At 43.5% G+C, this 15460-nt stretch carries 6 protein-coding genes; all 6 read right to left on the reverse strand.

The window, feature by feature from the left end; translation table 11 throughout:
* Positions 1–37: 37 nt before the first annotated feature.
* Complete coding sequence (locus BMX50_RS13290; protein ID WP_091210997.1) at positions 38–2470, reverse strand: glycoside hydrolase family 2 TIM barrel-domain containing protein; 2433 nt, start codon at positions 2468–2470, stop codon at positions 38–40.
* Between the two features lie 20 nt (positions 2471–2490).
* Positions 2491–4026, reverse strand: coding sequence for a glycoside hydrolase (locus tag BMX50_RS13295; RefSeq protein ID WP_091210998.1), 1536 nt, complete (start codon positions 4024–4026; stop codon positions 2491–2493).
* Positions 4027–4080: 54 nt separating this feature from the next.
* Positions 4081–5583: an RICIN domain-containing protein gene (locus BMX50_RS13300; RefSeq protein WP_091210999.1), complete on the reverse strand. Its 1503-nt coding sequence runs from the start codon at positions 5581–5583 to the stop codon at positions 4081–4083.
* A gap of 72 nt (positions 5584–5655) precedes the next feature.
* On the reverse strand, positions 5656–7359 hold the full coding sequence (locus BMX50_RS13305; protein ID WP_091211000.1) for a RagB/SusD family nutrient uptake outer membrane protein: 1704 nt from the start codon (positions 7357–7359) through the stop codon (positions 5656–5658).
* Positions 7360–7372: 13 nt separating this feature from the next.
* Positions 7373–10570 carry a SusC/RagA family TonB-linked outer membrane protein gene (locus BMX50_RS13310; protein ID WP_208864697.1) on the reverse strand — a complete coding sequence of 1066 codons (3198 nt, stop codon included), beginning with the start codon at positions 10568–10570 and terminating at the stop codon, positions 7373–7375.
* 688 nt (positions 10571–11258) lie between these two features.
* Positions 11259–15446 carry a hybrid sensor histidine kinase/response regulator transcription factor gene (locus BMX50_RS13315; RefSeq protein WP_091211001.1) on the reverse strand — a complete coding sequence of 1396 codons (4188 nt, stop codon included), beginning with the start codon at positions 15444–15446 and terminating at the stop codon, positions 11259–11261.
* Between the last annotated feature and the right edge of the window lie 14 nt (positions 15447–15460).

Here is a 15460-nt window from a genome sequence, read left to right on the forward strand (position 1 = left end):
AAAATGCAGGATTTATTTTGTAGATATTTCAGGGTGACTATTTTACAATTAATGTTACAGTTGATGATTTAAGACTGCCGGCGCTAAATTGCACCTGCACCTTACCCGGCTTACCGGTAGTTTGCACATAAGCTAATAAGCGACCGTGTAATACCTTATGTTGATTAGTCTGATAGTTTTCATGACTGCTGGTGCTACCGCTTTCCAGGCCTAATAATTTAGCCGGACCGGTTAGGGATACAGTTATCTCGTCGGTTGCATTAAACACAGGATTGCCATCCTTATCGGTAACGTAAACCTCAATCTGGCTTAAACCTTTTGCATTGCCTTTAAATGAGGTATTATCAGCTAAGGTTTTAAGCTGCCAGGCATCGCCCGCCGTTTTTATACTGTTGGAACAAACTTCTATGCCGTTGTTATAACCTTTAACAACAAGTTCACCCGCCTCATAATCAACCTGCCATGACGGAACTCGTCCCCTTGCAGTGTTGCGTGATTGCTTACCGAGCGATTTACCATTCAGGAATAATTCGGCTTCCTGGCAATTGGTAAAGCAATCAACCTTTATTTTGCTGCCCGGCTGCCAGTTCCAAACCGGCTCGGCAGTGCGATGGCTCCAGATGCCCCTGTCTTCAGTGCTGGTTATAGCACGTGCGCCAACATAAACCATTGGTTTATCCGACCATAAGCTTTGCCTGTAGAAATACTCCGGCTTTTTAAACCCGGCCAAATCAACCAAACCGGCACCGTTGCTGCGTTGCGGCCATTTGCCGGCCTCGCCCAGGTAATCAATACCTGTCCATAAGTATTGGGCCGAGATGTATTCGTTACTGTCAACAGCATTCCAGGCTTGTTGTGCCATGCCGTTCTCGCTGCCGTAAATAATACGATTAGGGTATTTTTTATGATCTTCGGGATAGCGGTATTCCTGGTAATTATACCCCACAACATCCAGTACATCCGGGTAACCCACTTCGTTTGACATAACCACACCTGCCAGCGCCGCTGTTACCGGGCGGGTAGTATCAACGGCTTTTACCGCTTTAACCAGTTGTTTGGCAATTGGTGTTAATTCGCTTGCCGGTGGGTGATCTGGCAGATAACCTTTACCGTAGATCTGCGGGTTGCGGCCGGTGTTTAACACCTCATGCGTGTAAGGATCATTGGGATAATCTATCTCGTTACCGATACTCCACATAATGATTGAAGGATGATTTCGTGAGCGTAATACCATATCTGCGATATCACGATCGGCCCATTCCTTAAAATATTCGTGGTAGCCATTTTTTGAGGGAGTACCTACATTCCAGCCGGCTACCCATTTGTTTTTGCCTACCTCCCACTCGTCAAAGGCCTCGTCCATTACCAGGAAGCCCATTTTATCGCATAAGTCGTACAAATAATCGGCATGCGGATTATGGCTTAACCGGAGCGAATTTACCCCGGCATCTTTGAATATTTTTAACCTGCGTATCCAAACCTCTTCAGGAACAGCTACACCCAGTGCCCCGGCATCATCATGGATACAAACGCCTTTAAGCTTGGTGCTTTTTTCATTTAAAAAGAAGCCTTTATCCTTATCAAAACGGATACTGCGGATCCCTACAGATTGCGTTACCTCGTCAAATGCTTTACCATTGCGGTTAAGCGATACCTGAAGTTTATAAAGGTTTGCTTTTTCGGTATCCCATAACTGAGGCGATGAAAGCCGTTGTTCAAACTCAACCTCATGAACACCTGGTTTTACTTTTACTTGTTTTTGCAGAGCGATAGCTAACTTACCTTTTGCATCAAGCAGGTTTGCCTTAACCAATACATTAGCATCCGCACTGTTGCTATTAGTTACATTCACCTTAACTTTCACGGTTGCTTTGCCGGCCGAAACATCGGGAGTAGTAAATGCTATGTCCCACGGTGCAATATGTACGGGGTCTTTAACAATCACGTACACATTACGGTAGATGCCCGAACCGGTGTACCAGCGTGAATCGGCAAATTCACTGTGATCTACCTTTACAGCGATAGTGTTTTTACCATTTAAGTTTAAATACTTGCTCAGCTCATATTGGAACGGGATAAAACCATTTGGGCGCTTGCCTAATGAATGCCCGTTGATCCATACCTCGCTGTTTTTGTATACCCCATCAAAATAAATACATACCTGCTTCCCTTTCCAGGCGGCATTACCATTGAATGTCTTTTTATACCAGCCTATTCCACCGGGCAAATAACCGGTAGCGCTTGCCCATTCATCACTAAAAGGCCCTTCAATGCTCCAGTCATGCGGCAGGTCTATTGTTTTCCATTGCGTTTCGGCATCAATGCCGCTGATACCCGCACTGATGTCGCCTTTGTGGAAACCCCAGGCCGAATTAAATAAAGCCGGTTTTCCTGTGCCCTGAGCTTTAAGTAAGCCGGGAAGCAATACCATGCCGATTAAAAGAAGGCGCAGATAATTTTTATTTTTCATTTTATGATAGGAATAAGATGCTACTTGATAATACCCGTTAAGGTGACGATGGAACGAGCCGGGATAACCGTGTTATTTCCTGCTATTTTAACTGCTTTAAGTTCATCAGTCTTCGACGTTAAATAAGATGATGTAAGCTGAACTTTGGCGTTATTGATATTGAGCGCCGTAGTTACATCCGTAGTACCGGGATTGATCACAACCACAGTTATGTTTTTCCCATTTTTAAATGCCGATACCAATAATGATTTGCCTTCGGCAGATGGCACAACTCCGGCATCAACCCGTACCGCGCCGGGATTAACGAACCTGCTGTAATTACCCATGGCCCAAAGCATTTTGCTGGTATAAAAATTACCGTCGGTTTTATTTTTATCTATGTAGATAAGACCATCTTTATAATCATAGGCAGAGATGGATGTCCACCATTGCCAGGCCGATGCGTTGGCTACTGTAAGATCAGTATGGATCACTGATGCCAAATACAGCGCTGCGTCGATACCCAAATCACGCTTGTTGCCGTCTATCTCACCTGCATTATCGCCCAAAATGCAGTATTCCGACTGCGATAAATTAAGTCCTCTAACAGTTGCCACACTATCAGCCAACGCTGTACGGGCTTTTACAGACGAAGCCATTGGCGATGTAGTAAAATAGCTGTGTGCCGAAATGGTTTTGGCTACCGATGGCAAATCGCCTATATAATTAGCAGATCCCGGCTTAAAAAAATCGGCAATCTGATTGCCTTTTCCCGGCTTATCACCTTTGGTAAATAAATAGTTGATACTTCCTGCTTCACCAACCAAAATCTTTGAGCTAATCTTATTATTTGTAAATTCTTTATTGATAGCTTTTATCACACCCGCTATCTCGGTGTTATTATATGGCGCACCCTCTTGTCCACCGTCGCTCCAATCCCATTGCGGCTCGTTTATGGGGCTTATATAATCAAACTTAACTTTGCTTACCTGCTCAACACCTTTAACCACTTTGGCTAAGAAGTTTGCATAGGCATCATATTTATCAGGAGCTATATTTACCTTACCGCCATTGGCGTATGCTTTACCATTAATGGTAAATTGCACCGGCGGGCTATTATTAAAACCTAAAAATTGTTTAACCCCGCGTTGTTTGGCGGCCTTCAAAAACCAAACCTGCCCCGCCTGGTTTTGCCAGTTATAGCTGCCATCATTATTAAAAAATGATTCAGCACGACGCCATTCGTCTTTAATGCCGCTTTCGTTCCCTTGTTGTGTACTGCCTGCACCAATATTAAACCTCCACAACGATAAACCTATTCCCTTTGGCGAGCCATTGGCGTTATTGTCCCGGCTAAAAAGCAGGTCGGCAATTTTATTGCGTTTATCATCGGGCCAGTTGCCTACAAACTGACATGACCATGCATCCGATGCACCAAAATTGCTTATAGTTTGATACGTTTTTGAAAGGTTGATATCAATGGTAACCTCTTTGGTCTGGCTGTTTGCAAAAGGGATATTAAGCCCTAAAACGGAAGCTGTCAGCAGTACTTTTTTTATGGTAGTTTTTATTATCATCGTATTTAAATCAACAAATAAAACAGCACTAAACAGTGCTGTTTTATTGCAATATTATTGTTGCACTATTTGCCATTGCTGGTTAGTAGCACCGCTATAAGGCCACTGAATGATGCCTGCACCATTTGTGGTTGAAGCTCCGTTAACATCAAGCGCAAGGCTGCTGTTACGGTTAATTACTTTATAAATACCATCGCTGGTAGCGGTAAGCTGCCATTGCTGGTTGTTGCCTCCGTTCCACGGCCATTGTATAATGCCCGCGCCGTTGGCTGTTGAGCTCATGTTAACATCAAGAGCCTGCGTACTGTTACGGTTAGTTATCTTGTAGTAACCACCGCCATTGGCAGCAATAACCCATTGCTGGTTATTCCCCCCGTTTTGAGGCCATTGTATGATGCCCGCACCATTGGCAGTTGAACCACCGTTAACGTCAAGCGCCTGGCCACTGTTAACGTTTAAAAACCTGTAATATGCGCCTGTATAAAATGTATCGGTACCACCGGCACCTACGCCCCATGCATACTTAATGCGGCTTAAGCCCGATGCATTTGTTGTTGATACGGTAAGGCTTGTACCTGTACCGCTTAGCTGTTGAATAGCATAACTATCGCCGGTACGTACGCCCGGCCAATAAACTGCTCCCATGCCAAAGGCACGCGCCTGATTGGTTAAACCCTGCAGGTAGGCTATCTCCTGGTCGCCGCCAATGGCGCCGGTATAGTTTTTACCGCCGGTCATCGGGATGCCAAACTCGGTAAGTACCGCACGGCTGCTGTAGGCGCCGATATTGCCTTTTAAGCGATTTTCCCACTGCAGGGCAGTTGTAAGTGTGCCGTTGCTGAAAAAGGTATAATCATGTATCGACAATAAACAACCCGAAAAACGGCTATCGGCTCCTACCCCGGTAATATCCTGCGAATAAGATGTACCGCTAATGAGGATCCTTCCCTGCGGAACAGAAGGATAGTTGCTTAACCACTGAGCACAAATGGTAGTCCAGTCGGTTAATGAATAGCCATGCGGCTCGTTAAATATTTCAAAGTACACGTGTGCATTGCTGCCATATTTGGTAACAATGGTTTGCCACATCGACCAAAACTCGGTAGTGTTATCTATCTTCCCGTCTTCAGATGATTTGGCTTCCCAATACCCCAGTATCACGTTCATCCCTTTGCTCAGGGCTTTATCAATAACACCGGTATATGAGTTCCACCAGGTTTGTGATACGGTTGAATAATTTACAGGCAGCCTTACTGTATTTGCACCTGTATTGGTTTGAATCCCCGTTAACACAGCATCGGCTTTAGCCGATACCGTGGCATAACTATCGGCAGATGTTAAGCCGCTTAATACCAGTATCCCATCGCTGAAATTATCACCATCGGCAGCCCAGTTCACGCCTTTAAGCGCGCTTGCCGGTGTTGAATCTGTAGTTACTGTTTTTTCTCCTGTTTTTATTTCATCCGGAGTTGATGATTTTTTTACTGATACGATATCCTTTTTACACCCGGCCACCAAACAACACATCGCTATTATTGCAATACTTAAATTCTTCATAATTTGCTATAGGTTATAATTGGGAGGAAAAAAGGGGGAAGAAAGAATCTCTTCCCCCGAAAATATTGGTTATTAGTAACCAGGGTTTTGTTGTAACTGGCCACCAGATGCCTGAATTTCGGCCCTTGGTATTGGTAACCAGTAATGTTTGGTTGCAAATGAACGGCCATCTAAAGCCACTTTTGGCGTATAAACAAAGTTGCCATTGGCATCTTTTGTAATGATTACGCCACCTGCAGGTTTATTTTCTGTAACGTCGGCAATTTTCCAGCGGCGTACATCGTAAAAGCGGTGCTCTTCAAACGCAAGCTCAACACGGCGTTCGTAACGTACGGCATCACGCATTTGTGATTGTGAAAGCCCTCCGGCCAAAGCCGGCATATTAACACTTGGACGGGCCCTTACCAAATTAATAGCAGTACGAGCAGATAAAGTTGAACCAGAAGGGATCACATCCGGCCCGTAAGCTTCGTTAGCTGCTTCAGCAAAGTTCAGCAGGATTTCAGCGTAGCGGAAATAGATCCAAGGCTGGAAGCCGGCGTTACCCCATGGATTTTGCAGCGGGTAGGCATCGTTCATGTATTTTTTAAGATAGTACCCTGTTTTGGTAGTATTCCAGTTATCAGGTCCATCCTTGCTATCCTTACCACCCGGAATATAAGAATCAACTGTTTGACCACGGTAAAGAGAGCCATTGTATAACACAGTGGCAGCAAACCTTGGATCGCGGTGATCATACGGATGTGTCGGATCATAACCAGACGTTGGATCGGTAATAGCTTTACCGTTATCCATTTCATAATCATCAACCAAATTTTGCAGCGGTGTATTACCAGCCCATCCACCGTAACCGTTAGGCCCGTTAGCTATTTCAAGGTGGGTATGGTTAGCATTTTTAGTATACAAACGCTCAAAAATAGCTTCGTTGGTTTCATTGGTCAAAAACAGGTTATCGTAACCGCCTGTGTAAATACCATATTTGTTAAGGCTGATAACGGCCTGTGCAGCGGTAACAGCATCGGCCCAGGTACCAGCAGCATATAGCGGACTTGCAGCGTAAAGCGTCAACCTTGATTTTAAAGCCAGCGCTGCACCTTTTGTAGCACGGCCCAACAGCCAGCTGCCATCATTGTTTAACGGCAATTTTGCGGCGGCGTCATTAAGCTGTGCAACTGCATAATCGATACTCTCTTTTATCGAAGCACGCTTGAACAACGAAGGGTCTTGCAAATTATCGGTAAGTTGAGATACTTTATCACCTATCAAAACAACACCACCATAGTTACGGATCAAATCCTGGTAACGGAAGGCCCTGATAAATTTAAGCTCACCTTCAAGTAATGTCTTGTGCGATGCACTCATTGTTATTTTTGGCAAGATGCTCAAAGCATAGTTACATTCCCTGATGCTGCGGTAACTGCGGGCCCAAAGTACACCTGCTCCACCTAAGTTTTCGGGGGCCAGCTGTCCTCTTTGAATAAGCCATGTAGCATCGTCATTGTTGTAGATCGATTCGTCGGTTAAAGAGCTCCACATACTGTACTCAAAGCCACGGCCAAAACCAGGGTTTGATCCATCGCCTTCTTTATCTTGCAACCTTGCACCTATATAACGGTTGGTTACGAATGCTTCAAATACTGCCGTATCTGTCTCTACCGCAGTTGTAGAAATCCTGTCGGTGGCCTGCACATTCAACAGATCTTTTTTACATGCATTGATACTTAGCATAGCGCCGCATATCATCACATATAATGGGGTTTTATATTGTAGTTTCATTGTTGTTTACTGATTAAAATTTCACGTTAACGCCCAGGTTAATAATTCTTTGCTGCGGGTAAAACTGGCCGCTGCCACTGGTTCCTTCCGGATCATAGTCTTTCACTTTGGTAATAGTGAACAGGTTAAATGCACTAGCATAAACCCTTAAGCCACCAAGCTTAATTTTTGACAGGAACGGAGCATTGAAATTGTAACCTAACTGCACATTCTTTAACCTCAGGAACGATGCATCATTAAGCCAGAAAGTATTGTTATACAAACCACCACTAATGGCATTTGAAGCACGGTCGGTTACACGTGGATAGGTACCGTTAGTGTTTGAAGCGCTAAACCTATTATCGGCCCAGCTGCTGTAAAAGTTACCTACGCTACCAGCCTCAGGTAACACATACTGGCTAACCTGCGCCTGACCTGCAAACAGAACAGATAGATCAAACCCTTTGTATGCTGCGTTAACGCTGAAACCGTAAGTGATTTGTGGGATGTTACCGTATTTGGTACGGGTTTGGTCATCGGCAGTAATTTTACCATCGTTGTTGTAGTCCAGATATTTCAGATCACCTACTTTTGCTCCGGTTACGTGTGGATAGGCATCAAGATCGGCCTGGGTGCGGAAGATACCAATAGCATCATAAAGCAGTGATGTACCTAATGGCAAGCCGGTTTGACGCTGATAGCTTAAAGTACCGCTGGCTTCATCAATAAAGATGATCTTGCTTTTTGCATAAGTAATGTTACCACTTACACCCCAGCTAAATTCACGACCGGTATGATTGTAACCTAAAGTAGCTTCAAAACCCTTGCTGTCTACTTTACCAATATTTTCAGACGGTACTAAAGGAGTATATGTTGAAGAACCATCGTTGTAAGGGTTCACTATACCTGAAGATCCCGGAAGAGAAGCACTTCTGTTTGTTAGGATATCAGACCTTTTTTGCTGGAAATAAATAGCCTCAACAGTAAAGTTGTGCAGGATAGTGGCATTGATACCGATATCCAATTTTTTAGCAACTTCCCAGGTAATGTTAGGATTGGCCAATTTTACAAGATTAACGTTAGGCTGGGCAGTGTTTGAACCGTTTCCGGGCGCAGTTGCCACAAAACCATTATTAACCAAAACGTAGTTGTCAAAATACTGGAAGCCGTTTACGTTATCGTTACCTAACGAACCGTAAGAAGCCCTAATTTTTAAGTCGTCAAAAAAGTTAACGCTGTTTTTAAACCAATCTTCTTTTGAAATTCTCCAGCCTACTGACGCAGAAGGGAAGTAACCCCATTGTTTTCCCGGAGGGAAAATAGAGCTACCATCAGCACGAAACTGACCTTCAAATAAATACTTCTCGTCGTAAGCATAAGCCAAACGGCTGATCACGCTTCGGCGGTTATAGTTTGAGCTATAGCCTGAGTTAAGGTAATCTGTAGCCGCACCGCCACCCTGAGAAAGTTCAGGCAATTGCGATGACAAATAGTTGTAACGTGTTGCATCAAAATACTCAAGATGGTTTTTGCTTTGCTCATAACCAACAAAGGCGTTGATATCATGTAAACCAAACTTGCGTACAAAGTTTAACTTAATGTTTGAAGTAATAAGCGATTGGTTATTCTGCGATTCGAACAACATAGCCTTATTGTTGTTACCGCCAACAACTACAGGTGTATATACCTGCGTGGCCGCGCTGTAACTATAAAGGTTATATGGTTTGCTGAAGTTTTTATCAAACGCATTAGATTTATCTACCGAAAAGAAACCATCTAATGAAAGGCCTTCGATACCCGGGATAGAATAACTACCTCTTAAAATACCATTGAAAACCTGTGTTGGGTTATTGTTGGTACCGCCCAAATCTGTTACCTGTACAGCAGGGTTATTGTTTTCGATACCTGTTGTTGGGTCTCCGTTAGGATAATATGCTGCGACAATAGGCTTTGCCCTGTAAACAGAACGGAAAAGATCACCGGCACCTGTTACCGGGAACTGCCTGTCTTCCTGACGGCCAGATAATGATAAACCAACTTTTAAGCGTTTGGTAACATTTGCATCAATGTTTGAACGGAAATTGTATTGGTGATATTTAGTAACACCACTTTTGTAAATACCATCCTGGTATAACGTACCTAACGATACAAAGTATTTAACATCTTCGCTACCACCGTTAACTGACAGGCTATGCTGATTTTGCAAAGCAGTGCCTTTAAGGGTTTGTTTTTCCCAATCAGTATTAGGGTAAAGTAACGGATCTGATCCGTCTTTGAATTTCTGGATCTGATCGGCAGTGTAAGCCTGGTTCGGGCCGCCGTTAGGATTTGAATCCAGGTTGATCTCGTTCATGATTTGGGCATAAGTTGCTGCATCGGCCATTTTTGGCAAACGGGTTGGTGAAGCAAAACCCTGGTTAAAGCTGTAATTGATGGTCGGCTTGCCTGTTTTACCACGTTTGGTAGTAATGAGGATAACACCGTTTGCAGCACGGTTACCGTAAATAGCAGCCGATGCATCCTTCAATACCGACATGCTTTCGATATCATTCGGGTCAAGCCTTTCCAAACCACCTATCTGGCCTGGGATACCGTCAACTACAATAAGCACGTTGTTGCTGCCGGTTGTTGCCAAACCACGTACAGTGATGTTTGAACCGTCATAACCAGGTTCGCCGCTACGGTTGTTAACAATAACGCCCGAGAAACGACCGGCGATAGAGTTTGATAAATTGGGCTGAGGGCTTTTCACCAGTTCGGCGCCTTTTACCTGCGAAATGGAGCCTGTTAAGGTTGCCTTTTTCTGAGTACCGTAACCTACAACTACTACTTCATTCAATGATTTTGAATCGGCAGTTAATTGTACGTTGATGGTGGTTTGTCCATTCAGTGCCACTTCTTGTGAGGTGTAACCGATGTAGCTAAACACCAGTGTGCCCGATGAAGCATTGGGAACGTTAAGGCTAAACTTACCGTTAATGTCGGTAACCACACCTGTTGATGTTCCTTTTAAAGATACGCTTACACCTGGTAACGTTTCGCCTTTTTCGTCGGTTACTTTACCGCTAATTCTGGCATCAGGTAAGCGCTGCTCATTAACGGTACCCGCAAAAGCCATTACCGGCATTTGGACTGTAGCGAAACAAGCAACGGCCATGCTGGCCGCAACTACGAAAAAGCGGGGTGATCTTTTCCGATGGGGAGAATCCTTTTCGAGTAAATTTGGTTTCATATGGTTTTAAAAAATTGGTTTTTTAATCGGTAAAAACCTTACAAAGCGAGGTGCATAAAACCCGAAAACAGATTGGGTATTTGATTAATTACCTCCTCCTTTTTCCAGGCAACTTTCATGCACAGTGCAAAAGTTTGGTTTAAACCTTGGTTATTGGTAGGGCTAAATTGCATTTTAAAGCAAAAATGAGTGAGGGGTAAATTCTGATTAAGACAGGGGGTAAATCATAAAAAAGTGCTTCAAAACAGCATTTTGAGCACTTTTTAAACAGGGGGTAAATCAATACTGACAGGGGGACAAAAATAAATTGCGGTATTTACTCCTCCCGGCATCGCTGCGCTTGTCATCCCTTCCGGAAAGCTACTGTGTACAACATCTTGCCAATAAATATTAATGAATAAAATCGATTGTCGTTTCGAACGAACCAGCGGAGGTTGTGTGGTTAGGGGGAGAAGAAATCTTATACATTATGCTTTAAACCAGCCATACGGCTCTACAAGGTGCATAAGATTTCTCTTTCGTTCCACCACTCAGCCCGCCCTACTCTATCGTATGACATTTTCTTTTATTTAAAAGAAGTGTACACACAGTAGCTCGGAAAGAGGTTCTTTTTATTTCTCTACACTTTTTGCGGCGAAACCGGAGAGAGCCAGATCCAGCGGATTATAGAGCAGATGAGTTAATATTATCAATTCTCCTTAATCACGTCGCGGTTCACGTTGTAATTGTTATGAAAGGGCTTGCGATATTTTTTGATGTAATCGGACGGGTTTATTCCAAACAGCTTATTGAATTGTTCTCTGAAATATTTGAGGTCATTTAAGCCCACTTTATAAGCTGTTTCATAAACAGTGCTGTCTGTTGTTAACAAGATCTCAGCAGCTTTACGCAGGCGGATAAAACGGATAAAACTGTTGGCCGATTGCCCTGAAATTGATTTGATACGCTTGTACAAGTTAGAATGGCTCATGCCAATTTCGGCAGCAAGTGTTTTAATGCTGAAATCGGGATCGGTTAAGTGCTGCTCAACTATCTGCAAACATTTCTCTAAAAACTCCTTGTACTCCTGCGAAATCTTCAGGTCGTTTGACTTATTAAGCGTTATCTCGTTGTAAAAATACTTTTGCAGGTTGTTCCTGCTCTTCAGGATACCGTTTACACGGGCAACCAGGATCTCTTTTTCAAAAGGCTTGCTGATATAATCATCGGCCCCTCCCTCAATCCCTTTCAGCTTTATCTCAGGCGAAGAACTGGCGGTAAGCAATATCACGGGGATGTGGTTCAGTACAGGGTCTTCCTTAATACGGCTGCATACTTCAATACCGCTTAAACCCTGCATCATTACATCACTTATCACAATATCGGGAATAAGATGGTAAACAAGCTCAAGGCCATCTGTGCCGTTGTCGGCCTCAAAAATCTCAAATTCGCCGGTAAAGATCTGCTTAAGGTAAGTACGGATCTGCTGGTTGTCGTCAATCAGCAGCATGGTTTTAGTATCGGAGCTTAAAGCTTCCGAACTTTTAGTTGTTGCCGTATTTTCAACCTCAACGGCAGCCAATTCGCCCTTGTTCTCCATCAGTTCATCCAGGAACACCGAGGTTTCGGCAACATCTTCAAAAACAAATTGCTGTCCAAAATGCTCTCTGCCTTTTAACAGCGATACATGAAATACCGTTCCCTGCCCCTGCTCACTGGTATAACTGATATTACCTTTATGGCTTTCAATAAACGCTTTAACCAGGTAAAGCCCAATGCCAAAGCCGCCTGCCAGGGGTACTGAATTTTGCAGCTGGTAAAACTTGCCGAATAGCTGATCGCCGGTACCTTCGGCTATGCCGCAGCCACTGTCTTTTATTTCGATAGCAATCTTATCGTTGAAATCAGTTATTGTGCAGGTTACTATGCCAAATTCAGGCGTAAATTTCAACGCGTTGGAGATGAGGTTAAACAGCGCAATCTCCATCTTCTCCCTGTCGGCGTAAATCTCTATTGCGTCCTTTTCGCTAATAAAATCAAACTGGATATGTTTGGTGCGTGCCTGGTGATTAAAACACAAAAACACCTCATGACAAAGCGAAACGATATTAAGCCTTACTATTTTAAGCTTATCGGTATCACTTTCGGCCTTTCTGAAAAGCAGCAGCTGATCAACCAAACTTAACAGGCGACGTGCGTTACGGTAAATAATATGCAAATTGCCGGCATCATCGGTAGCCTCGCCTTTGCCAAACAGCATATCCTTTACCGGGTTAATGATCAGCGTTAGCGGCGTACGAAACTCATGCGAGATATTGGTAAAAAACGATAGTTTACGCTCATTAAGCTCTTTATCTTTTTCGGCCGAAAGCTGGGCTACCTTAACTTCATATTTAAGCCTGGTTTGGCGGGTTCTGTATAAAATGTAGTAATAGGTAACAAGGCCCGCGGCAGCTATGTAAATCAAATATGCCCACCATGTTTTATACCATGGCGGCAGGATCTTTACCTGCAATGTAGTGTAATTATCAAACCACAAGCCATCCTGGTTGGATGCTTTCACCCTGAAGGTATAATCGCCGGGTTCAAGATAACGGTAGGTAGCCAACCGCTGATTACCAACATAGTTCCATGTTTTATCAAGCCCGTCCAGTTTATAAGCAAACCCGCCTTTATCCGGGTAAGTATAATTCAATGCAGCATACTGGATAGAAAATACCGATTGATCAGGCTGTAATGTAATTTGCCGTGCTTCACTAATGGCCTCGGGCAATACTGTGTGGTTTTTATCAAGCTCGCCAACTTCAACCTGTTTACCAAAAATCTGCAGACCTGTTATGATAACCTTGGGCTTATAACTGCTTTGGTTTACTTTTGCCGGATCAAAAAAATTCAGTCCTTCCGTCCCACCAAAATACATCAAACTATTTGCCGCGTCAAACAAAACAGAGCCCGCATTAAATTGTCCCGCCTGCAACCCGTCCGATTGATCATAGTTCAAAATTTTACCGGTTGCCGGATTAAGGTTTGAAAGCCCCTTGTTGGTGCTCATCCACAAAGTACCATCGGCTACTTCCTTAAATGCAGAAACCGTGTTGTTGGCAAGGCCGTTGGTTTCATTGAACTTTTTAAACGTACCGTTTTTAAGATCATACGCTATCAAGCCGTCCCCTTCTGTGGCTATCCAAAGCCGCCGGTGTTTATCGGCATTGAGATAAAATATTACCTGGCCAGGCAGGTTATTCTTTTCGTCGGCCGGTTTAAAATACCTGCTGAACTTCTTTTGCTTTGCATCATAAAAATCCAGACCGCCGCCATAAGTACCAATCCAAAGATTTCCCTTATCATCTTCAGTAATTGCACGTACATCGTAAGCTGTAATGCCGCTGTTTGCAGGTGTATAATTGCTAAACGTTTTTGTTGCCGGATCAAACAAGCTTAAACCGCCACCATTTGTGCCAACCCAAAGGTTTTTATGGCTGTCCTGGTAAATTACACGTACATCATTTCCCCCAAGACTTTTACTATCTGCTGCATTGTGCGCAAATGATGTAAACGAATCTGATTTTTTATTATAAAGCAGCAATCCTTTAGCGTAGGTCCCAAACCAGGTATTGCCGTCCTGATCGGTATACCCATACAGGATGGCGTTATCAGTAATACTACCCGGCCGGCCATCGGCCTTATATTGTTTAATGAGTGTACCGTTCCGGCTGGTTTTAAAAAGCCCCTCGCCATCGGTTCCGAGCCATAAAAAGCCATCTTTATCCTGGCTCATGCCGTAAAATCTTACCGGGCTTTCACCACTGGTTTCATACTTTTTTTTGGTGATCAGCGAAAATTTCTCTTTAATACTGCTAATCATGTAGATACCATCACCATAGGTACCCACCCAAACGTTTTTATCCTTATCTGTAAAAAGGGTTTGTACAGAACGTTGCGTAAGATAAAAACCGTCATCGCCGGTTACAGGCTGTAAAAAATAATTGGCTGTGTTGTAGTTTGGATCTGAACCTATGTTGAGCTTAAAAAGCCCCCCATCCTGCAGGCCAACAAGCAATTGCTTGTCATTATCTTCACTCAGTGATATATACCTTTTACTTTTAACACCAGGTTGATTGGCTTGTAACAAGGTAAATTTATTCGCCTGCCGGTTATAATAAACCAGCCCGCTGCCGGTAGCAATCCAAATGTTATGAAAATGATCCTCAAAAATATCGTTGATCCTGGTAGCAGGCAAATTAGGGATTTGCGGTGCCCAGCCTTCACTTTTATTGATCAGTCCGCCGTTATGCTTAAATATGTTAATTCCCCCTTCCTGGGTTCCTACCCACAACAGGCCTTTTGAATCTTCAAACAAACAAATTACCCGGTTACTTGCCAAATGGGGCAGATTGATTTGGGTATAGTTGTTGAAACTGGCGGTTTTAATATCAAAATATGAGAAGCCCAGGTTGTAAGATGTGATCCACAGGTTACCGTCATGACTTTGGATGATATTACCGATGTCGCTTTTTACCGACTTGTTTAGCTTGAGCTTATAGTGTATAAACTTTTCGGTGCGGGTATCCAGCTTGCTTAAGCCATTACGCGATGATACCCAGATATTACCGCGCACATCGCATAAAACCTTTTGTACATAATTACTGGCCAATGCGGTAGAATCGCCCGTACGTGATTTAAAAACCTTAAAGGTTGTACCATCAAAACGGTTAAGCCCATCGTTGGTGGCAAACCACATAAAACCTTTATCATCCTGGGTGATACTGTTAACAATGCCAAAAGAAAGACCATTTTTTAAAGAATAGTTGAGGATCTTGTTTTTGATGGGCGACTGGGCATGGGCCAAAGAAATGATCAAAAAAAGAACAAAACAAACAAAGGATCCCTTTTTCATTAACACGTTGCAGG

The sequence above is a fragment of the Mucilaginibacter gossypiicola genome, from assembly GCF_900110105.1.
Lineage (GTDB): Bacteria > Bacteroidota > Bacteroidia > Sphingobacteriales > Sphingobacteriaceae > Mucilaginibacter > Mucilaginibacter gossypiicola.